The organism is Gordonia shandongensis DSM 45094, assembly GCF_000423025.1.
In the GTDB taxonomy this organism is placed as follows: domain Bacteria; phylum Actinomycetota; class Actinomycetes; order Mycobacteriales; family Mycobacteriaceae; genus Gordonia; species Gordonia shandongensis.
Genome location: NZ_AUHE01000005.1, coordinates 102141 through 124508, shown reverse-complemented (window position 1 = coordinate 124508; position 22368 = coordinate 102141). Strand labels below are relative to the sequence as shown.

Sequence of the window (22368 nt, the reverse complement as noted above, 5' to 3'; positions counted from 1 at the left end):
CCGCGTGGATGGATCTCGGCTGATGGACTCATCTCGAGAATCGTGTGCGACCACGTGAGATGTCACATCCCAGAGCGTTATTCACCCGACCGGAGGACGACGCCGACGGCGCGTGTCACCAGCGCGGGGGACGCGCGGCGGCCGCTGTGACGCGGCGACGTCGCGCTGGGCCGCCGGGTCCTGCGGCGGTGCGCCGGGCTCCGTCGATAAGCTGCGGGGGTGAGCGACCAGACCAGTGCCCGAGGACGCCTGATGGCGGCGGAGATCGCCGACCAGCCCCGAGCGTGGCGCGCGCTCCTGGCCGAGCGGAGCTCCGTCGCGGAGGTCGGGGCGGCCGTCGCCGCGCGACGTCCCCGTTTCGTCCAGTTCGTCGCGCGGGGGACCAGCGGCCATGCCGCCCTGTACGCGAAGTACCTCGTCGAGATCCGATTGGGCCTGCCGTGCGGCCTGGCGTCGCCGTCGACGGTCACGGTGTATGACGGCGTCCCGTCCGGGACCGATGTGCTGTGCATCGGCGTCTCGCAGTCGGGCGGGTCGCCGGATCTGGTGGCCACGCTCGACGCCGCTCGTCGGGCCGGCGCCCTGACGGTCGCCGTGACCAATGACCCGACCTCGCCCCTGGCCGCGGCGGCGGAGTTCCAGGTGGACGTGCATGCCGGCCCGGAACGGTCGGTGGCGGCCACCAAGACGTACACGGCCGAGATGCTCGCCCTCTACCTGCTGGTCGCCGCGTGGGAGGGGACGGACTCCGCGGCGGCCGACGTGCTGCCCGACCTCGGGGACCGAGTCCTCGGCGACAGTGCGCCGGGGGAGTTGGCGCAGCGGTATCGATTCGCGCAGCGGCTCATCGCGACGGGTCGCGGGTACTCCTATGCCACGGCTCGGGAGGCCGCGCTCAAGTTGATGGAGACGTCATACGTCACCGCGCAGGGGTTCTCGGCGGCCGATTTGATGCACGGTCCGCTCGCGACCATCGACGCCCAGGTCCCGGTGTTGGCGGTGCTGCCCGCCGGCCGCGGGGGTGAGGTGATGGCTCCGGTGCTGCGCAGTCTGGCCGAGCGTGGTGCCGACGTCGTCGGGGTCGGCGACCCCGAGCGGCTCACCGGGCTGGCCGGTGGCGTCGCGCTGCCGGAGGGCGCGTCCGAGGAGCTCTCGCCGCTGTTGGAGATCGTTCCGCTGCAGCGTCTGGCGCTGCAGCTCGCACTCGATCGCGGTGAGGATCCCGACACGCCGCGCGGTTTGCGGAAGGTCACCGAGACTCTCTGAGCGGGCGTTCGACATCCGGTGACGACGGGTCGTCGAACCGGTGGCGGACCGGCTCTCGCGCGCCCGCCTGCGCGACACGCGCGGGGCATCACTGCTGCTGGGAGTCGCTTCCGAGTGTTTGCGCACAGTAGGGTCACACATGGAACAGGTCGGACACACCGGCCGAAGCCACGATTTTGGGAGGATCACCAGTCATGAGTGGCAAGAAGACCCTGATCAAGCGCCTCGAGGGTGAGGTTCGTCGCCTGTCGTCCGAGATCGTCTCGCTGCGCGACATGATGCTGGACCGCTCGCCGTTGGCGAAGAAGGACTCGGAGTCGTCGGCCAAGCCTGCCGCTGCTGCCAAGCCTGCTGCCGCCAAGCCCGCTGCCGCGAAGCCTGCTGCTGCCAAGCCCGCCGCCGCGAAGCCCGCTGCCGCGAAGCCCGCTGCCGCGAAGCCCGCTGCCGCGAAGCCCGCCGCTGCGAAGAAGGCTCCGGCCGCCAAGCCCGCTGCCGCGAAGAAGGCTCCGGCCGCGAAGCCGGCCCCCGCGAAGAAGGCTCCGGCCGCGAAGCCGGCCCCCGCGAAGAAGGCCCCCGCGTCGGGTCTGTCGTCGAAGACCGTCGCCGAGCTGCGTGCTCAGGCGAAGGCCGCCGGCGTCAGCGGCTACTCGTCGATGAAGAAGGCCGAACTCATCGCAGCTCTGAGCTGACAGGACCGTCTCGAGTCGGCAGAACAGTCCGGGCCGACAGATCCTAGGAGGAGACAGCGGTGGCCACCGTCGTCAAGGGAGTCGTCTCCCGAGCCAAGAACGCGCCGACCGAACTGGTCGACGTCACGATCCCCGACCCGGGCCCCAACGATGTGCTGGTGGCGATCAGCGCGTGCGGAGTCTGCCACACCGACCTCGCCTACGCGACCGGCGGGATCAACGACGAGTACCCGTTCCTGCTCGGGCACGAAGCGGCCGGCACCGTCGAGGCCGTCGGCTCGGATGTGACGCACGTCGCGGTCGGCGACTTCGTGGTGCTGAACTGGCGTGCGGTGTGCGGGGAGTGCCGAGCGTGCACACGCGGCCGTCCCTGGTACTGCTTCGACACGTTCAACGCCAGCAGGCCGATGACCCTCGCGGACGGGACCGAACTCACCCCCGCGCTCGGCATCGGGGCGTTCGCCGAGAAGACCCTCGTCCACGAGGGTCAGTGCACCGGGGTCGACTCCGCAGCCGACCCGGCGGTCGCCTGCCTCCTCGGCTGTGGCGTGATGGCCGGTCTGGGCGCCGCGATCAACACCGGTGGAGTCCAGCGCGGCGACTCGGTCGCCGTGATCGGCTGCGGCGGCGTCGGTGACGCCGCGATCGCCGGGGCGCGGCTCGCCGGAGCGACCACTGTCATCGCCGTCGACCGCGACGCCGGGAAGCTCGCGTGGGCCACCGACCTCGGTGCCACCCACACCATCGACGGATCGGCCGTGACCGACGTCGCGGAGGCCGTCAAGGACCTCACCGGAGGCTTCGGCGCCGACGTCGTGATCGACGCCGTCGGCACCCCCGAGACGTACCAGACGGCGTTCTACGCCCGCGACCTCGCGGGCACGGTGGTGCTCGTGGGCGTACCGACGCCGGAGATGACCCTCGAGATGCCGCTCGTCGACTTCTTCAGCCACGGCGGCGCGCTGAAGTCCTCGTGGTACGGCGACTGCCTGCCCGAACGGGACTTCCCCATGCTCATCGACCTGTTCCTGCAGGGACGGCTCCCCCTGGACGAGTTCGTCACCGAACGCATCGGCATCGATGGCGTCGAGGAGGCGTTCCGCGCCATGGAAGCCGGCCGCGTGCTGCGATCGGTGGTGGAGCTGTGAACCTCAGCATCACCCGGGTCATCACGTCCGGAACCTTCTCCCTCGACGGCGGCACCTGGGATGTCGACAACAACGTCTGGGTGGTCGGCGACGAGTCGGAGGCCGTCATCATCGACGCGGCGCACGACGCCGCGCCGATCCTGGAGGCCGTCGGCGACCGTCGAGTGGTCGCCATCGTCCTGACCCACGCGCACAACGATCACATCGGCGTCGCCCCCGAACTCGCCGAGGCGACGGACGCCCCCATCCTCCTGCACCCGGCCGACGAGATGCTCTGGGAGCAGACCCATCCGGGCGTACCCCACGGCGAACTCACCGACGGGCAGCAGATCCGCGTCGGCGGCGACACCCTCGAGGTCATCAACACCCCGGGGCATTCGCCCGGCTCCTGCGTCATCTGGGCACCGTCGGCGAAGGTCCTGTTCAGCGGCGACACCCTGTTCCAGGGCGGTCCCGGCGCGACGGGCCGCTCGTTCTCGAGTTTCGACGACATCATCGCCTCGATCCGCGACCGCATTCTGGTGCTCGACCCCGAGACCCGCGTGTGCACGGGTCACGGCGACGAGACCACGATCGGCGCGGAGGCCGGCGACCTGGACGAGTGGATCCGTCGGGGCCACTGATGATCTCGTCGCGCGCGTTGAGATCGCTGGTGACGACCCCGTTGTCGATGGCGCGGCACGCACTCGAAGGCGGACCCGAGGGGCTGGAGGCCCGCGATCCGGAGTTCATCCGGGAGATGCTCCCGCGGTTCTGGCTGGCGGCGCGACTGTACTTCCGCGCCGAAGTCAGCGGATTCGAGAACGTGCCCGACGAGCCCGTGCTGTTCGTCGGCAACCACAGTGGCGGCGCCAACGTGCCCGACACCTTCGTGTTCATGCTCGCCTACCACACCTATTTCACGGTGGAGGGGCGGCCGCTGGCGGGGCTGGCGCACCAGCTGGTGATGAAGGTGCCCGTCGTCGGCGACTTCGCCCGACGCTTCGGGATGATCCAGGCCGACGTGGAGGGCGCCGGTCGGCTGCTCGCGCAGGGCGCCAACGTCCTGGTGTACCCGGGCGGCGACGTCGAGGCTCTGCGCCCGTGGAGCGACCGCAACCGCATCGTCTTCGACGGCCGCAAGGGCTTCTTGAAGCTCGCATACGAGAACGGCGTGAAGATCGTTCCCGTGGTCGCCACCGGCGGCCAGGAGACCTTCGTCGTCCTCAACGACGGCCGCGACACCGCGCGGCGCCTGGGGATCGACAAGCTCCTGCGGGTCAAGACGCTGCCGATCAGCATGAGCATCCCGTGGGGCTTCCTGCCCGCCGATCTCCCGCATGTGCCGCTGCCGGCCAAGATCCGGATCGAGGTCCTTCCGCCGATCGACCTCCGCGAGCGGTTCGGTACCGATCCCGACGGTACGGATCCCGACGGTGCCGTGCCGGACTGGGATGAAGCCTACGACTACGTGACCTCCGTGATGCAGGTCGCGCTGTCGAAACTCGCCGCCAAGACCGTGGTCCCGGTGATCGGCTGATGGCGGCGACGACCCGTTCGATCACGGTGCGACGGCCGGTGCGGGACGCCGCGCGGGTCGTCACCGATCCGGCCGCGGTCATGGCGGCGGTGAGCACGCTGGGTCGCGCGGCGCGGACCGACGACGCCGCGGACGGCGCGCAGCAGTGGTCGGTGTTCATCGTGCTCGGGACCATGTACATGGGCGGCACCGTGCGGATCGACCACGCGTCCGACGGCGTCCTGGCCTGGCATGCGGTGAGCGGGTTCCGCCACTCCGCCCGGTTCGAGGCCGTACCCGACGGTGACGGCTCGACGGTCTCGGTGACGTTCGACTTCCTGATCGGCGGCGCGATCACCGGGCGACTCACCGCTCGGCTCGTCCAGGGGTACGTCGCCCGGAGCGCGGAAGCCGTGCTGGAGCAGCTGCGGCATTCGATCGAGTTCCCGGACTGAGCGCCGCGAGCCTACGCTCGACCCATGGGGAACACATCGGAGCCGGGGGTCGGACGACGGGCACTGTGGTCGGTCGCGGCCCTGATCGTCTTGACGGTCCGACTGCTGGCGACCATCGCGACCACGGTCTTCGTCCTCGCGTGGATCCTCGCCGCCGTCCGTTCCGACCTGCTCAACGGGTGGCTCTGGTGGGCGGCCGGATCGGCGATCGCCCTGGTGGTCAGCTGGTATCTCTACAGCTACCTGCGTGTCCGCTATCCGAGTACGAGCGAGCGGTGGGAACCGTGAGCCGAGCCCGTCAGAAGGAGACCTCCGGGGGTGTCTCGCGGCCGGCCGGCGCCTGGTAGAACTCACGTGCCTTGACCCCGGACATCCCCGTGAACAGCATCCACGGGATGGTCTGCACCGCCTGATTGAGCTGCGAGACGGCGTCGTTGTAGTACTGGCGGGCGAACGAGAGCTTGTTCTCGGTGTCGGACAGTTCGTTCTGCAGCGCCATGAAGTTGGGGGCGGCCTGCAGTTGCGGGTAGTTCTCCGCGACGGCGAACAGACGGCCGAGGGCCCCGGAGAGCTGCGCTTCGGCGGCGGCCTTGCCCGCCACCGATCCGCCCTGCGCCGCCTGCTGGACGCTGGCCCGGGCGGCGGTCACGGCCTCGAGCACGCCGGCCTCGTGGGAGGCGTATCCCTTGACGGTGTTCACCAGATTCGGGATGAGGTCGGCGCGTCGGGTCAGCTGGACGTCGATGCCGCCGAGCGCCTCCTGTGCTGCGATGTCCGCCTTGCGGAGCTTGTTGAAGCCGATCATGACGAATCCTGCGGCGAGGACCAGCAGGACGATCAGGACGACGATGACGATCACGGTGGTCACGGTCGGAATCTCATTTCTGTCGATGGAACGCGATGGGTCGGGTGTTCGGGATGTCGCGGGTCGGTCACCACGAGCCGCCTCCGCCGCCGCCTCCGCCGCCGCCCCCGAAGCCGCCGCCGAAGCCCCCGCCGCCACTGCTCGACGATTGCGAGGCGCTGTAGGCCGAGATCGCCGACGAGACGCTCGAGGAGAAGCTGTCGAATCCGGAGCCGGAGCCGAACGCCCCGTACGAGGCGACCGACAGGTAGTACGCCGGACCGAACCAGTCGGGCTCGGGCGGCTCGTGACCGGTCACGTACCGGTACTTGGCCGCCCACGCGTCGGCGCAGTCGAACGCCATCGCATAGGGGATGTAGCTCGTGTACAGCTCCGTGCGGGCCGAGAAGTCGAGGCGGTCGCGGTTCGACGGCGTCGACAGCAGCCGTTCGAAGCCGCCGGCACGGGACCAGACCTCGCGGCCGAGTCGAGTCCGCCGGGTCCCGACGCCGCGGGCGAAGAGGCCGGCCCCGCCGACGGCGAACGCCGCGAACGGAAGCGCGAGTGCGGTACCGGGGAGGACCGAGGTGATCATCCCGATCGCCGCCAGCGCGATGCTGCCGACGACGGCGGCGCGACTGAAGAGCTCCGTGCCGCTGCGCATCAGGGTGCCGCTGGCCAGACCCCACTGGCGGGTGACGGCCGACAGCTCGGTGCTCGCGGTCGACAGGCGCTTGCCCGCTGCGGCGGACCGGTCGGCGCGGAACACGGCGCCCGACTGCGCCAGCCCCAGGGCGGCGACCACGGCCCGCTGCGCGGGGTCGAGCGCACCGAAGTCCTCCCCGGTGAGCTGTGAGGTCACCGTCCAGGTGCCGTCCTCGTCGCGGTCGAGGACGACGTGCTTGCGGTCGGCGAGGTGGAAGATCGTCGACAGCAGCGCCTTGTCCGGCAATGCCTCGTACTCGACGTAATAGGTCTGGACCGGCCCCAGCGGGCGGCCCGGATTCTGCGGGTCGGCGGGCGGCTCGTACATCACCGGCAGCAGCGGCGAACGCTCGCGGCTCCGCCACATCAGGACGAATCCGGCGGCGAACGTCGCGATCGAGGCGACCAGGACGATGACCAGGGGGGTCACCGATCGGCCGAAGACCCGGTCGAAGGCCACCGACCACGGCACGGTGCTGCGTTCCGGGGCGGCGAACGGGAGATCGGCACGGACGGCGACGCCCTTGCCGGGGGAGAGCGCACCGGTGGTGACCACCCGCGTCAGCGGATCGGGCTCGGACACCCGGCACGGACCGGCGTCGTTGGTGGTGCACCGGAACTCGGTGGGCGCCTCCGGGAAGTGGATGGTGCTGGTCGATTCGCGGATCGGCATCGTCCAGCCGTTCGGGACCACGCGCCACACGAAGCGGGAGGGGTCGGCCGCGATGGCCCCGTCGATCGTGTACGAGATCGTGTACTCGTGCTCGCCTGGCATCACGTACCGGTCGGCGTCGCCGATGCGGGCGACCTCGACCCGTCCGCCGTCTTCGGTGCTCATCTCGACGGGGACCGTCGCGCCGTCCATCGTCACGGAGATGTCGCGGGGGCGGTACCGCACCCCCCGGTTCTCGCCGGTGGCTCCGGTGGCGCCGTCGGTGACGTCCCAGAATCGGAAGATCCCGTGCCGACCTCCGGGAAAGGACGTCGTCAACGTCTCCGTAGCGCGGAGCGTCCCCTCGGTGTCGAGGCGGTAGTCGGCGCGGTACGAGGTGACGGTCACCGGGTCGACGGTGTCGCTGCTCGACGACTGGCTGCCGCCGACGAGGGGCCAGAACACTCCGACGAGCGTCGCGAGCGCGGCGATCACCGTCAGGAAGATCCGCTGCATGTCTCGATCCTAGTGGCGTTCGGTGCCGTCGTCGGGTGGACTCCCCGGACCGGGTCGAGCACCGGAACGACACGCGGCGCGGCGACGAGCACGTGTCGTGCCCGTCACCGCGTCGCGGATCCGGTGTCTCGCGCTGTAGCGTTCTCGCGCTGCAGCACCTCGTGCGTCCCGCTGCGCGGGTGGCCGTCTAGCCGCCGGCGCGGACGCGCTTCTCGATGGCGGCGCCGAGATCGCCGTCGATGTTCTTCCAGTACTGGAAGGCCCGCTCGAGGACCGGTTCGCTGACGCCGCCGAGCAGATGTCCGGAGACGTTGCCGACGAGCCGTTCGCGCTCGGCGTCGTCCATGACGTCGCGGACCAGCGTTCCGGCCTGCGTGACGTCGTCGTCCTCGGGATGCTCCACGTAGGCGGTGCGCACGAGGTCGCCGTCGGCGGCCCACTGCGGCTCGGCCTGACCGGGGTAGGTCGCGGCCGGACCGCCCTTGGAGTTGGGCGCGTACACCGGATCGCTCACCGGGTCGATCCGCATCGCGCCGTCCTTCGAGTAGCTGCGCACCTCGTTGTGGGGACGGTTGACCGGGATCTGCTTGTAATTCGCTCCCAGTCGGGCGCGGTGCGCATCGGAGTACGCGAACACCCGGCCGAGCAGCATGCGGTCGGGGCTGAACCCGATGCCGGGGACGGTGTTGCTCGGCTCGAAGGCCGCCTGCTCGATCTGAGCGTGATTGTCGGTCGGGTTGGTGTGCAGCGTCATGCGGCCGACCTCGTGCAGCGGGTAGTCGGCGTGCGGCCACACCTTGGTGAGGTCGAACGGGTTGAAGCGGTATCCGGGCGCATCGTCGTAGGGCATCAGCTGCACCTTGAGCGTCCAGCTCGGATGGTCTCCGCGTGCGATCGACTCGAACAGGTCGCGCGTGTGGAAGTCGCCGTCGCGGCCCGCCAAGTCGTCGGCCTCCTGCTGGGTGAGGCATTCGACGCCCTGATCGGAGATGAAGTGGTACTTCACCCAGTGCTTCTCGCCGGCGGCGTTCACCCACAGGTAGGTGTGCGAGCCGTAGCCGTTCATGTGGCGCCACGTCCGGGGGATGCCGCGGTCACCCATCAGCCACGTCACCTGATGCGATGTCTCGGGGGAGAGCGTCCAGAAGTCCCACTGCATGTCGTTGTCACGCAGATTGTTGTCGGCGCGCCGCTTCTGCGAGCGGATGAAATGCTGGAACTTCATCGGATCCTTGATGAAGAACACCGGGGTGTTGTTGCCGACCAGGTCGTACACGCCCTCGTCGGTGTAGAACTTCAGTGCGAAACCGCGCGGGTCTCGCCAGGTGTCGGGGCTGCCGCGTTCGCCGGCGACCGTCGAGAAGCGGGCGACCATCTCGGTCTTCACGCCCGGCTGGAACAGCGAGGCGCACGTGTACGCCGAGACGTCGGCCGTGGTCTCGAAGGTGCCGAAGGCTCCGCTGCCCTTGGCGTGCGGCTGACGTTCGGCGATGCGTTCGCGGTTGAACTGCGCCATCTGCTCGATCAGGTAGTGATCGTGCAGAACGATGGGACCGCCGGCGCCGACGGTGAGAGAGTTCTCGTCGCTTCCGGCGGGTGCGCCGGAGTCGGTGGTGGTGTAACGGGTCTCTTCGGACATGTCGCCCTCCCGAGCCATGTGATTGTGAGCTGTCAAGCCGCGGGGCCGTTCCCCGGGGCCCACGCCCGAGCTTAGCGGCGGATCCGCGGGTGTGCCCGCACTCGCGGATGTCGATCGGCGAGGCGCTGGGTCAGGAGGGGATCGTCGCGTGGTCGGCGATGAAGGCGGCCGCTTCGCGGACCGCGTCGTGGGACTCCCTGGTGAAGTAGGGGAACATCTGGAAGACGTGCCCCTGGCCGGGCCAGACCTGCAGTGTCGACGTGCCGCCGGCGTCGAGGAGTCGCCGGTGCAGCGTGCGTGAGTCGTCCGCCATGATCTCGCGCCCGCCGACCTGGATGAGAGTCGGCGGCGGGGTGAGGTCCGGCGGCAGGGTGATCCGCATGCGCGGATCGAGCGGATCGGCGCCCGCCGTGTACAGCCCGAGGAACCTCTGCGCGCCGCGAACATCGATGATCGGGTCGCGGACCCCGAGCTTCTCGAGATTCCGGGCCAGGCCGAAGGTCGGGTCGTAGAGCGGTGAGAAGAGAGCCATGGCGCGGGGCTGCTCCACGCCGTCGCGATGGTTCGCGGCCAGGAGGTCGAGCGCCAGGTGGCCGCCTGCCGAGTCGCCGGCGACGATGATCTGGGATGCGGAGAAACCGCGGTCGAGCAGCCAGCGGTAGCCGCGCACGGTGTCGTCGCCCGCCGCGGGCCATCGATGCTCGGGCCCGAGCCGATAGTCGAGGACGAATGCGCCGATCCCGGTCCGGCGGATGAGCCGGGAGACCAGGCCGCGGTGGGTGCGCGGTGAGCAGATGACGTAACCGCTGCCGTGGAGGTAGTAGACGATCGACGCCCCCGATCGGGGGTCGGGGACGCCGGAGACCAGTGGATCGCGCTGGTGAATCCATTCACCGCGGACCTGGCCCGAGGGCGTCGACTCGACGACCTGCGTGGTGATTGTTCCACGTGGAACAGGACTCAGCAGCGACAGCGACGCGTTGAGGCCCGGACGTGCGGCGGTGAGCAGGTGAGGGCGCGAGATCGCACCCGTCCCCAGTGCGGACATGAGGGGGCGCGAGGCGAAGGTCGCGCTCGAGAACGCGCGCGAGCGCAGTGAGGTGCGGGCCGACTCGGACCGCGAGATCGTAGGCACGATGAGACCGTATCGCGTTTTTGCCTCACTCGGGGTGATGTGGGAAGATGTTCGCACTGTTCTCTGCGTTCACGCCCCGACGGCCGCGAGCATCCGGCGACGTGGACGCGAGCGGGCCAGCAATGACGCTGAATCCCCGACAGCGGTTCGCGACGGTCACCCCGTCGCCGCGCGGATCGGGTCTCTCTCCAGTACGTGACAGTGCGCAGCGTGGCGTACGGAGTAGGCAGTTTCATGAAGCAGATGCCGGGGCCCGTCGGGCTCTACCACCCAGCCAACGAGCACGACGCCTGCGGCGTCGCCTTCGTCGTCGACATGCACGGTCGTCGCAGTCGCGACGTGGTCGACAAGGCGATCACCGCGCTGGCGAACCTCGAGCACCGCGGTGCGGCGGGCGCCGAACCCAACACGGGTGACGGCGCGGGCATCCTGATCCAGGTCCCGGACCGACTGTTCCGGGAGACCGTCGACTTCCCGCTCCCCGACCCCGGCCAGTACGCGACCGGGATCGCCTTCCTGCCCCAGAGCGCCATCGAGGCCCGCGAGGCGATCGCCGCGATCGAGGCGATCGCCGCCGACGAGGGCCTCACGACGCTGGGGTGGCGCGAGGTGCCGGTGGACGACTCGTCGCTCGGTGCCCTGGCCCGGGACGCCATGCCGAGCTTCGGCCAGATCTTCCTCGCGGGCGATCCGTCCGGAGCGTCTGCGGGCATCGCGGGAATGGACCTCGAGCGACGGGTCTTCGTGGTGCGCAAGCGGATCCAGTACGAACTGGGTGAGGCGGGTGCGGACGGGGGCCGCCGCGGCGAGGCGCCCGGTCGCAGCGGCGTCTACTTCCCGAGCCTCTCGAGTCAGACCTTCGTCTACAAGGGGATGCTGACGACGCCGCAGTTGCGCGACTTCTACCTCGACCTGGCCGATCACCGTGTCGAGAGCGCCCTGGGCATGGTGCACAGCCGATTCTCCACCAACACCTTCCCGTCCTGGCCGCTGGCGCATCCGTTCCGCCGGGTGGCCCACAACGGCGAGATCAACACCGTCACCGGCAACGAGAACTGGATGCGAGCACGCGAGTCGCTGATCCGCGGTGCCGGAACAGGCGGCTTCGAGGCAGGCGATCTGGCCAAGATCTTTCCCGTCTGCACCCCGGGCGCATCCGACACGGCGCGGTTCGACGAGGTCCTCGAGTTCCTCCACCTCTCCGGGCGCAGCCTGCCGCACGCCGTCCTCATGATGGTGCCCGAGGCGTGGGAACGCCACGAGGGCATGAAGGCCGCACACCGGGCGTTCTACGAGTACCACTCGGCGCTGATGGAGGCGTGGGACGGCCCGGCGAGCGTGTGCTTCTCCGACGGCACCGTCGTCGGTGCCGTCCTCGACCGCAACGGCCTGCGCCCCTCACGCATCTGGGTCACCGCCGACGGGCTGGTGATCCTCGGCTCGGAGGTCGGGGTTCTCGACATCGACCCCGCCGACGTCGTGGCCCGCGGTCGGCTGCAGCCGGGACGCATGTTCCTCGTCGACACCGCTGCGGGACGCATCGTCTCCGACGAGGAGATCAAGGACCGCTTGGCCGCCGAGCACCCGTACGGCCGGTGGCTCGCCGCCGAACAGGTCGCGTTGGCCGACCTGCCGGCGCCGCCGCGTCGGTGGATGCCGCACGACCGGGTGCGGTTGCGTCAGCAGGTGTTCGGGTACACGGCCGAGGACGTCCGGATGCTGATCGCGCCGATGGCCACGTCGGGCGCCGAGGCCCTGGGATCGATGGGGACCGACACGCCCGTCGCCGTCCTCTCGTCACGCCCGCGGATGCTCTTCGACTACTTCCAGCAGATGTTCGCGCAGGTGACCAACCCGCCGCTGGACGCCATCCGCGAGGAGATCGTGACCAGCCTCCGCGTCCGCATCGGCGGCGAGCGCGACCTGGTGCATCCGACGCCCTCCTCGGCCCACCAGATCGTCCTGGCGCAGCCCATCATCGACAACGTCGACCTGTCGCGTCTCATCGAGATCGACGAGGCGACCGGGTTCCCGTCGGTGCACATTCACGGCCTGTACCCGGTGGCGCAGGGCGGAGAGGGGCTGCGCCGCGCGCTCGACGGCATCCGCGCACGGGTGTCGGCGGCCATCGACGACGGCGCACGCATCATCGTGCTGTCCGACCGGGAGTCGGACGACACCCTCGCACCGATCCCGTCGCTCCTGCTCACGTCGGCGGTCCACCACCATCTGGTCCGTGAGCGGACCCGGACGCGCGCCGACATCGTCGTCGAGACCGGTGACGCCCGCGAGGTCCACCACATGGCGGCCCTCATCGGCTTCGGCGCGTCCGCGATCAACCCGTACATGGCCTTCGAGACGATCGAGGACCTGCTCGCGTCGGGCTCCCTGGAGTCGCCCGACCTCGGGGTCGACGAGGCGTGCGCCAACTACCTGCGGGCCGCGAGCAAGGGTGTGCTCAAGGTGATGAGCAAGATGGGGATCTCGACGGTGTCCTCGTACGTCGGCGCGCAGCTGTTCCAGGTGATCGGCCTCGGTCAGGACCTCGTCGACGAATACTTCACCGGCCTGACGAGCACCCTCGACGGCATCGGTCTCGACGAGATCGCCGACGATGTGGCGCGCCGCCACGCGACGGCTTTCAGCCGCCGTCCCAGCGAGCGCGCGCACCGCGAACTCGACGTCGGCGGCGAGTACCAGTGGCGCCGCGAGGGCGAGTACCACCTGTTCAATCCCGACACCGTGTTCAAACTGCAGCACTCCACCCGCACCGGTCAGTACTCGGTGTTCAAGGAGTACACCCGGATGGTCGACGATCAGGCCGAGCGGCTGGGGACGCTGCGCGGACTGTTCGACTTCAACTTCGGCGACCGCGACCCCATCCCGCTCGACAAGGTGGAGCCCGCCGCCGAGATCGTCAAACGCTTCTCCACCGGCGCGATGAGCTTCGGCTCCATCTCCGCCGAAGCGCACGAGACCCTCGCCGTGGCGATGAACCGGCTCGGCGGCCGATCGAACTCGGGCGAGGGCGGCGAGGACCCGCGCCGGTTCGCGCACGACGAGAACGGGGACTGGCGGCGCAGCGCCATCAAACAGGTGGCGTCGGGGCGCTTCGGCGTCACCAGCCACTACCTGACGAACTGCACCGACATCCAGATCAAGATGGCGCAGGGCGCCAAACCGGGCGAGGGCGGACAGCTTCCTCCGCACAAGGTGTACCCGTGGATCGCGCAGGTGCGCGGGTCGACGCCCGGAGTCGGCCTGATCTCGCCGCCGCCGCATCACGACATCTACTCGATCGAGGATCTGGCGCAGCTCATCTACGACCTGAAGAACGCCAACCCCGCCGCGCGGATCCACGTGAAGCTCGTCTCCGAACTCGGGGTGGGGACCGTGGCGGCCGGGGTGTCGAAGGCGCACGCCGACGTGGTGCTGATCTCCGGACACGACGGCGGCACCGGCGCCAGCCCGTTGACCTCGCTCAAACACGCGGGGGCGCCGTGGGAACTCGGTCTGGCCGAGACTCAACAGACGTTGCTGCTCAACGGGCTGCGGGATCGGATCGTGGTCCAGGTGGACGGGCAGCTCAAGACGGGACGCGATGTGATGATCGCGGCCCTCCTCGGCGGTGAGGAGTTCGGTTTCGCCACCGCACCGTTGGTGGTGTCGGGCTGCGTCATGATGCGCGTCTGCCACCTCGACACCTGTCCCGTCGGCGTCGCCACCCAGAATCCGCTGCTCCGGGAACGGTTCTCCGGCAAACCCGAGTTCGTCGAGAACTTCATGCGCTACATCGCCGAGGAGGTGCGAGAGCTCCTGGCGCGGTTGGGATTCCGCACCCTCCAGGAAGCGGTCGGCCACGTCGAGGCGCTCGACACCCGCCGGGCCCTGGCGCACTGGCGGGACCACAGGGCCGGTCGACTCGACCTCTCGCCGATCCTGGCGGACCCCGAGACGCCGTTCATGAATCAGGACCGGTACTGCTCCGGCCGGCAGGATCACGGACTCGACCGAGCGCTCGACAACGAGTTGATCGAGAAGGCCCGCGCGGCGATCGATTCCGGCACTCGCGTGACGCTGTCGTCGCCGATCGGAAACGTCGACCGGGCCGTCGGAACCATGCTGGGCCACGAGATCACCAAGGCGCACGGCGCCCAGGGCCTCCCGGAGGGCACGGTGTCGATCGACTTCACCGGCTCGGCGGGCAACAGCTTCGGAGCGTTCGTCCCCCGCGGGATCACCATGCGGTTGCACGGCGACGCGAACGATTTCGTCGGCAAGGGACTGTCGGGCGGCACGCTCGTCGTCCGCCCGCCCGAGGGCGTCCCCGAGGGATATGCGGCGCACGAGAACATCATCGCCGGCAACGTGATCGCCTTCGGCGGCACGTCGGGCAGGGTGTTCCTCCGCGGGAGGGTCGGCGAACGCTTCTGCGTCCGGAACTCGGGCGTCCGTGCCGTCGTCGAGGGGGTCGGCGATCACGGCTGCGAGTACATGACCGGGGGCATCGCGGTGATCCTCGGCGCCACCGGACGTAACTTCGCGGCCGGAATGTCCGGGGGCGTCGCCTACGTGTACGACCCGCGCGGTGAGTTCCCCGCGCGGCTCAACACCGGACTGGTCGACCTCGAGGACCTCGACCCCGACGATCTGACGGCGCTCACCGATCTTCTCGTGGAGCACCGCGATGAGACCGGGTCGACCGTGGCGTCGTCGATCCTCGACGACTGGGACCGCGAGCGGAGTCACTTCGTGAAGGTGATGCCCCGCGACTACAAGAGAGTGCTCGTCGCCATCGACGCCGCCGAGCGCTCACAGCGAGATGTGAACGAAGCGATCATGGAGGCGGCACATGGCTGATCCGAAGGGTTTTCTCAAGCACACGGACCGGGAGCTGCCGCAGCGGCGGCCCGTCGACCTGCGGTTGACCGACTGGCGGGAGGTCTACACCGACTTCTCGCGAGAGACGCTCCGCACGCAGGCGAGCCGCTGCATGGATTGCGGCATTCCGTTCTGCCACAACGGTTGTCCGCTGGGGAATCTGGTTCCGGAATGGAACGACCTCGTCTACCGCGACCAGTGGGAGGCCGGCATGGAGCGGCTCCACGCCACGAACAACTTTCCGGAGTTCACCGGGCGGCTCTGCCCGGCACCCTGTGAGGCGTCGTGCGTCCTGGGCATCAACCAGCCGGCGGTCACCATCAAACAGGTCGAACGCGAGCTGATCGAGAAGGCGTGGGAGGACGGCACCGTGGCGCCGGTGCCGCCGTCGCTGCGGACCGGCCGCCGCGTCGCGGTCGTCGGTTCCGGTCCCGCCGGGCTCGCGGCCGCACAGCAGCTCACCAGGGCGGGCCACGAGGTGACGGTGTTCGAGCGCGCCGACCGGATCGGGGGCCTCCTCCGCTACGGGATTCCCGAGTTCAAGATGGAGAAGTACGTCATCGACCGGCGGCTGGCCCAGATGACGGCCGAGGGCACCGTGTTCCGGACCGGTGTCGACGTGGGCGTGGACGTGAGCGTCGACCGGCTGCGGTCGGAGTTCCACGCCGTGGTCCTCGCCAACGGATCCACCGTCGGTCGTGATCTGCCGATCGGCGGCCGCGACCTCGACGGCGTCCACCAGGCGATGGAGTATCTGCCGCAGGCGAACCGCGTCGCCAACGGCGACACCGTGGACGGGCAGATCACCGCGGCGGGCAAACACGTGGTGATCATCGGCGGCGGCGACACCGGTGCGGACTGTCTGGGCACGGCCCTGCGGCAGGGGGCGACCGAGGTGCACCAGTTCGAGATCATGCCGCGTCCGCCGGTCGAACGGGCCGCGTCGACGCCCTGGCCGCTGTACCCGTTGATGTACCGGGTGTCGTCGGCGCACGAGGAGGGCGGAGATCGGGTGTTCAGCGTGAACACCGAGGAGTTCGTCGGGTCCGACGGCCGCGTCACGGGTCTGCGTGCCCACGAGGTGCGGATGGTCGAGGGGCGCTTCGAGCGGGTCGAGGGTTCCGAGTTCGAGCTGAAGGCCGAACTCGTCCTCCTCGCGATGGGGTTCGTCGGTCCCGAACGGGGACCGTTGCTCGACGGTCTCGGCGTCGCGTACGGCGATCGCGGGACGGTGGCACGCGGCGACGACTTCGGTGCCGTCGGAGTCCCCGGGGTGTTCGTCGCCGGCGACGCGGGCCGTGGTCAGTCGCTGATCGTGTGGGCGATCGCCGAGGGACGCGCGGCCGCGGCCGGCGTGGACGCGTACCTGATGGGATCCACGGAGCTGCCTGCGCCGATCGTCCCGACGCAGGTGGCGCAGCGGTAGGGGCCGACGGGTCGGCGTCGCGGCCGGACGGGACCCGTTGTCGATCGAAGAGTGGAATCTGTCCCGGTGTCGTCGGGGGGACGCCGCCGATGCCGGCGGACGGGGGATACGCTCACCGCATTCGGCGAAACGAGGTGAGCGGTGGCGGGTCCGTATCCCGGGGGCAGTGACGCTGGGGGCTACCGAGGGGGTGGGCCGCCACACGGTCGCGGCCCCGCCGGACCCGCCGGACCCGCGGGGCGTCCCGGGCAGTACGGTCCGCCGCCCGGCTCGTACGGTCCCCCGCCGGGAGCTGCGCCCGGGGCGTACGGCCGGCCGGCCGGCTCCTACAGTGCGCCCCCGACGCTGCCGCCGCCTCCGCTGCCGACTCCGCAGCCCCCGCCTCCGCAGCCCCCGACTCCGCAGCCCCCGCCGCACGGTCCCGGCCGGCACCGCGGACGCAACGTGCTGCTGGGGATCACGGCGTTCCTCAGCGTGGTCGTGGTCGCGGCCGGCGTCGGGCTGGCGGGGTGGCGGCTCGGCTGGTTCGACACCGGACCCGAGGCACCCGAGTACCTGCGTGCCGGCGAGATGGCGGGCGATGCGTTCGGCGGCGACTTCGCGCGCCTGTCGCCGCTCGGCGAGAACACCGTGCGCACGCTCGGTGAGCAGTCCGGCGGACAGAACTCGTCCGGTGAGGTGCGCGGAACCAGTCCCGGCCTGTACGGCGGGACCCTCGACGAGTTGACCTGCGACGGCGGCGGTGTCGCGGAGTACATCGCGGCGGACTCGGGTCGGGCGGCCGCGTTCTCGTCGGTCACCGGCAACCGTCCGGGCGACGTCGGCGATTACGTCACCGGCCTCACCTCCCTGGTACTGGTGCACGACACCTGGGTCACCGATCATCGGTACTCGGACGGCGAGGCCGTCGGAGTGCCCACCGTGCTGCAGGCGGGTACCCCGGTCCTGGTCGACAAGCGCGGCGTCCCGCGCGTCCGATGCACCGGCGCCAGCCCGCTCTCGGCGCCCGATACGGCGGCCGTCGATCCCGGTGCCGGATCTCCGCCGTGGACGGACTACTCGTCGGACCGCGTGGTCCGCGTGGTTCCCGGCGGCGCCGACGTGCAGCGGTTCGAGGCGGTCGACGTCGACGGCTCGGGTGGTCGGGTCGACATGCCGATCGGCATCTTCGCCCTCGACCTGAAGGGAACGTGGGCGGGCACGGCCACGTGGAACACCGATTCCAGGGTCACGATGATCAACGACAACGCCGTCGCGTTCGAGGGCGAGATGCGGTACGGCACCTCGCACACGTCGTCGGACTGCGTGGTCCGGTTCTCCGAGGACCGACGGGAGCGGAACAAGGTCTTCGTCACGATGATCTCGCAGACGCGCCGATCGAACTGCGGCGACTTCAAGGCCACCATGACGGTCGTCGACACGACGATGACGATGGAGGTCACCGAGGGGTCCGCCGATCCGCTGACGTTCACCAAGGAGGAGTGACCCCGAGAGGTGTCACCGCGGGTGTGAAACGGGCCTCTTTCGGTGGCGGTAGGCTAACGATCGCGACACCCTGGACGACAGAGGGGACAGGTGCGGCCGCAACGACGGATCCGTCGGGCCGCCGAGGAAGTGGGGAAGGTGAACTACATGTCGTCGACTCGTCGTCGCAAGCCGTCGCGCACGACGTTCGCACGCGCGGTCGGTGTCTGGCGCCGGTCGCCGCGGGCACTGGCCGAGCAGCGTGAGCGTCTCGTCACGGCACGCGAACTCGACCGGTTGCGCCTGGCCGGCTGACCGGCTGCCACACCGCAGGGATTCCCGGCGGGGGATCGGCTACTGGGGATCGCTGCGGGGGATCACCGCGAGTGCCGCGACACCTCCACCTCGACGCCGCCGATCGCGACCACGTCGCCGGGGACCAGTTGGCGACCGCGCCGCGTCTCGACCTCGCCGTTGACGGTGACGATCCCGTCGGCGATCACCGCTTTGGCATCGGCCCCCGACTCGATGAGCGAGGCCAGCTTCAAGAACTGCCCCAGTCGGATGGACTCGTCCCTGATCTCGATTTGATCCACGCCACGATTGTGCCTCGGCCCTATCGCTCGACCTCACCGGGCCGATAAATTCACTCCATGACAGCTGGGGAGGCGCATCGAGTCGGCGACCGCGAGCGGTCGTCGCGGCGGCGGGCGGAGGCCAACCGTCGGTCCACGGCGGCGATGCGACGGATCGCCCATCCGAGCGGACTCGGTCGGCGGGTGCCGGACATCGCCGGCACCGTGGTGGGCGTCCTCGCGGCGATCTCGTTGCTGACGGCGCTGATCGGGCCGTTCCGGCGGCTCATCCGGGTACCGCGCACCTTCGTCGACGACTACCTCTTCCCGATGCCGGCCACGAGCCTGGCGTGGACGGTCGTGCTCGCCCTCGTCGCCGTGTCGCTGTCGCTGCGCAAACGCGTCGCATGGTGGCTGACCGTGATCTTCCTGCTGCTGTACGGCCTGGTGAACCTGTTGACCGTGCTGGTGGCGGCCTCCGATCCGGGGTACGTCACCCAGTGGCGGTCGTCGCTGGCGGGGCTGATCGTCGACGCGCTGCTCCTGACGATCCTCGCGGTCAGCTACCGGCAGTTCCACACGCGGGTGCGGCGCGGCGCCGTGCTCGGTGCGGCCGCCGTGCTGGCCGTCGGGTTGGCCGCGGGGACGTTCGTGGGGTGGGGACTGGTGTCGCTGTGGCCGCGAAGTCTGGAACCGCACGAGCGGTTGCCGTACGCCTTCAACCACGTCGTGGCGTTCGCGACGATCGACGTTCCGGGCTTCACGTCGCACCATGCCGCCTGGGTGGTCAACTGGCTGCTCGGTCTCTTCGGTGCGGCCGCCCTGATCGCGGCCGCGGTCGTGCTGTTCCGGTCCCAGCGGTTGGCGTCGCTGATGACGTCGGACGACGAGCGCGTGATCCGGGCGTTGCTGGCGGTCTACGGTGACGACGACTCCCTGGGGTACTTCTCCACCCGCCGCGACAAGGCGGTCGTGTTCTCTCCCGACGCCCGCGCGGCGATCACCTATCGGGTCGAACTGTCGACGGCCGTCGCGGGCGGCGACCCGATCGGCGACCCCGATTCGTGGACGGAGGCCGTCGCGGAGTTCGTGGCCCTGTGTGAGCGGTACGGGTGGCGGCCGGCGGCGCTCGGCACCGGCGCCCGGGGGGCGCAGGCGTATGTCGCGGCGGGGTTCAAGGCCATCAACATCGGCGACGAGGCGATCCTCGATGTCCGTGGCTTCAGCCTGTCCGGGTCCGCGATGAAGGGCGTGCGCGGCTCGGTGTCTCGGGTCAAGCGCCTCGGGATCTCGGTGCGCATGCGACGGATGAGCGAACTGTCGGTGGACGAGGTGCTCGGTGTGGTCCGGCGTGCTGATCAGTGGCGCGACACCGACGACGAACGCGGCTTCGCGATGGCGTTGGGACGGGTCGGCGACCCCGACGACGGCGACTGCCTGCTCGTGGAGGCCGTCCAGGGCGTCGGAGGGGCGGATGAGCGGGTCATCGGGATGCTCTCGTTCGTTCCCTGGGGCACCGGCGGCGTGTCGTTGGATCTCATGCGACGGGACCGCTCGGGGCCCAACGGCGTCGTGGAGACGATGGTCTCGGAGTTGGCGCGCAACGCCGGGTCGGTGGGCGTCACACGGATCTCGTTGAACTTCGCGACCTTCCGTGACGTCTTCGAATACGGCGCCCAGGTGGGGGCGAGGCCGGTGATGCGCGTCGTGTACGGGGTGTTGAAGTTCTTCTCGAAGTTCTTCCAGATGGAGTCGCTGTACAAGTCGAACGCCAAATATCGGCCCGACTGGGTGCCGCGGTTCATCTGTTACGAGGACGGCAGGGCCACGCCGCGGGTGGCGCTGGCGTCGATGGTGGCCGAGGGGTTCGTCCGACTCCCGGGGGCTCGACGCCGGATGGAGCGGTCGCGGGGCGGCGTCTCGTCGATTCCGGCCGGTGTCGACGTGAGCGAACTGTGCGACGAGTTGGCGGCGGAGGCCCGCGATCGGATGCGGCCCGCGGTGCACCGACCGGAGCAGGTGCGCGTCCGGCTGGACAAGTTGGCACGCCTGCGCGCGGACGGGGTGGACGCCTATCCGCCCGCGCGGCCGCCGACGCACACGGTGGCGGAGGCCCGTGCGGTGCACGGCACCGAGGTCCGTGTGGCCGGTCGGGTCACCCGCAAACGGGATTTCGGCGGGGTGGCGTTCGCGGACCTGCATGATCGAAGTGGCGGCGTGCAGGTGCTGGTGGAGTCCGCCGCCGTGACCGGGCAGCCGTTGGACTTCGCCGAGACGGTCGATCTGGGTGATCTCGTCGAGGTGACCGGGACGGTCGGGACCAGCCGGTCCGGAGAACTGTCGGTTCTCGCGACGCACTGGCGTCTCAACGGCAAGTGTCTGCATCCGCTGCCCGACAAGTGGGCCGGGCTCGCCGATCCGGAGGCCCGGGTTCGGCAGCGGTACGTCGACCTGGCGGTGAACGCCCGGAGCCGGGCGCTACTCGAGACGCGCAGCACCGTCGTGCGGGCGCTCCGCGACCAGCTGGCGTCCCGCGGGTACCTCGAGGTGGAGACGCCGATCCTGCAGGCCGTGCACGGCGGCGCCAACGCGACGCCGTTCCGCACGCACATCAACGCGTACGGGATGGACCTGTACCTGCGGATCGCACCGGAGCTGTACCTCAAACGACTGTGTGTCGGCGGTGTGGAGAAGGTCTTCGAGATCGGTCGCAATTTTCGTAACGAGGGCGTCGACTTCTCGCACAATCCGGAGTTCACGAGTTTGGAAGCCTATGCGGCGCACGGTGATTACCAGTCGATGCGAGAGCTGACGCGGGAACTGATCATCGCCGCGGCGACGGCGGCCAACGGTGCGCCGGTCATCGAGCGCATCGGCCCCGACGGCGAGACCGAGGTCGTCGACATCTCCGGGCCGTGGCCGGTGACGAGTGTGCACGCGGCGGTGTCGGCGGCCGCGGGCAGCGAGGTCACTCCGGCGTCGACCGTCGAGGGTCTGCGTGAGCTGTGCCGAGGGATGGGGATCGCGTTTCGACCCGACTGGGATGCGGGGCATCTGGTGCTCGAACTGTACGAGCAGCTGGTGGAGAAGGAGACCGAGTTCCCGACGTTCTACATCGACTTCCCCACATCGACGTCACCGCTGACCCGCGGGCACCGCAGCATCGACGGCGTCGCCGAGCGATGGGACCTCGTCGCCTGGGGCATGGAGCTGGGGACGGCGTACACGGAGCTGACCGACCCGGTGGAGCAGCGCGCACGGCTCACCGAGCAGTCGATCCTCGCCGCCGGCGGCGACGCCGAGGCGATGGAACTCGACGAGGACTTCCTCACCGCCCTGGAGTACGCGATGCCGCCCACCGGCGGCCTCGGTCTGGGAGTGGACCGGATCGTCATGCTGATCACCGGACAGTCGATCCGCGAGTCGCTCGCCTTCCCGCTCGCTCGACCCGAGCAGTGAGCGGACAGGCTGTCAA

The 22368-nt window shown here is 69.9% G+C and carries 17 protein-coding genes; 12 read left to right on the top strand and 5 right to left on the bottom strand.

Annotated elements, in window-relative coordinates; all coding sequences use genetic code 11:
* The first annotated feature begins 252 nt into the window (after positions 1-252).
* The 7 genes from G528_RS0108210 to G528_RS0108175 all read left to right on the top strand — a co-directional run bounded on the left by G528_RS0108210 (position 253) and on the right by G528_RS0108175 (position 5344).
* On the top strand, positions 253-1266 hold the full coding sequence (locus G528_RS0108210; RefSeq protein WP_051198545.1) for an SIS domain-containing protein: 1014 nt from the start codon (positions 253-255) through the stop codon (positions 1264-1266).
* Between the two features lie 194 nt (positions 1267-1460).
* Entirely contained in the window at positions 1461-1955 is a 495-nt protein-coding gene (locus G528_RS16860) for a Rho termination factor N-terminal domain-containing protein (protein ID WP_035719381.1), read from the top strand.
* Between the two features lie 59 nt (positions 1956-2014).
* Positions 2015-3103, top strand: a complete 1089-nt coding sequence (locus G528_RS0108195) for an S-(hydroxymethyl)mycothiol dehydrogenase (protein WP_026918553.1) — start codon at positions 2015-2017, stop codon at positions 3101-3103.
* Complete coding sequence (locus G528_RS0108190; RefSeq protein WP_026918552.1) at positions 3100-3726, top strand: MBL fold metallo-hydrolase; 627 nt, start codon at positions 3100-3102, stop codon at positions 3724-3726. Before G528_RS0108195 ends, G528_RS0108190 begins: the two co-directional genes overlap by 4 nt.
* Positions 3727-3755: 29 nt before the next feature.
* A complete protein-coding gene (locus tag G528_RS0108185; protein WP_169515239.1) occupies positions 3756-4622 on the top strand; it encodes a lysophospholipid acyltransferase family protein in 867 nt (288 codons plus the stop codon).
* On the top strand, positions 4622-5056 hold the full coding sequence (locus tag G528_RS0108180) for an SRPBCC family protein (protein WP_026918550.1): 435 nt from the start codon (positions 4622-4624) through the stop codon (positions 5054-5056). The genes G528_RS0108185 and G528_RS0108180 overlap by 1 nt, the downstream gene beginning before the upstream one ends.
* Positions 5057-5080: 24 nt before the next feature.
* Positions 5081-5344: a hypothetical protein gene (locus tag G528_RS0108175; protein ID WP_026918549.1), complete on the top strand. Its 264-nt coding sequence runs from the start codon at positions 5081-5083 to the stop codon at positions 5342-5344.
* Positions 5345-5354: 10 nt separating this feature from the next.
* Here the strand turns inward: G528_RS0108175 and G528_RS0108170 are convergent, their stop codons facing one another.
* The 4 genes from G528_RS0108170 to G528_RS16855 form a co-directional block, all read right to left on the bottom strand.
* Entirely contained in the window at positions 5355-5915 is a 561-nt protein-coding gene (locus G528_RS0108170; RefSeq protein WP_026918548.1) for a LemA family protein, read from the bottom strand.
* A gap of 73 nt (positions 5916-5988) precedes the next feature.
* The gene (locus G528_RS0108165; protein WP_026918547.1) at positions 5989-7773 is read right to left on the bottom strand and encodes a DUF2207 domain-containing protein; all 1785 of its coding nucleotides are present in this window, start codon (positions 7771-7773) and stop codon (positions 5989-5991) included.
* Between the two features lie 187 nt (positions 7774-7960).
* Positions 7961-9412 (bottom strand): catalase, encoded by a 1452-nt coding sequence (locus tag G528_RS0108155; protein ID WP_026918546.1) that lies wholly within the window; start codon positions 9410-9412, stop codon positions 7961-7963.
* Positions 9413-9542: 130 nt separating this feature from the next.
* Entirely contained in the window at positions 9543-10547 is a 1005-nt protein-coding gene (locus G528_RS16855) for an alpha/beta hydrolase (protein ID WP_035719378.1), read from the bottom strand.
* 234 nt (positions 10548-10781) lie between these two features.
* Here G528_RS16855 and gltB point away from each other — a divergent pair, with 234 nt between their 5' ends.
* The 4 genes from gltB (at position 10782) to G528_RS0108130 (ending at position 18633) form a co-directional block, all read left to right on the top strand.
* Positions 10782-15407 (top strand): glutamate synthase large subunit, encoded by a 4626-nt coding sequence (gene gltB / locus G528_RS0108145; protein ID WP_026918545.1) that lies wholly within the window; start codon positions 10782-10784, stop codon positions 15405-15407.
* A complete protein-coding gene (locus G528_RS0108140; protein WP_026918544.1) occupies positions 15400-16854 on the top strand; it encodes a glutamate synthase subunit beta in 1455 nt (484 codons plus the stop codon). Before gltB ends, G528_RS0108140 begins: the two co-directional genes overlap by 8 nt.
* A 444-nt stretch (positions 16855-17298) precedes the next feature.
* Complete coding sequence (locus G528_RS18015) at positions 17299-18339, top strand: DUF6777 domain-containing protein (RefSeq protein ID WP_026918543.1); 1041 nt, start codon at positions 17299-17301, stop codon at positions 18337-18339.
* A gap of 147 nt (positions 18340-18486) precedes the next feature.
* The gene (locus tag G528_RS0108130) at positions 18487-18633 is read left to right on the top strand and encodes a hypothetical protein (protein WP_156890391.1); all 147 of its coding nucleotides are present in this window, start codon (positions 18487-18489) and stop codon (positions 18631-18633) included.
* 62 nt (positions 18634-18695) lie between these two features.
* On the opposite strand, the gene G528_RS0108125 is transcribed toward G528_RS0108130, so the two are convergent.
* A complete protein-coding gene (locus G528_RS0108125) occupies positions 18696-18914 on the bottom strand; it encodes an RNA-binding S4 domain-containing protein (protein ID WP_026918541.1) in 219 nt (72 codons plus the stop codon).
* Positions 18915-18971: 57 nt separating this feature from the next.
* Between G528_RS0108125 and lysX the strand changes: the two genes are divergently transcribed.
* Positions 18972-22352, top strand: coding sequence for a bifunctional lysylphosphatidylglycerol synthetase/lysine--tRNA ligase LysX (lysX, locus tag G528_RS16845; protein WP_051198499.1), 3381 nt, complete (start codon positions 18972-18974; stop codon positions 22350-22352).
* Positions 22353-22368: the final 16 nt, after the last annotated feature.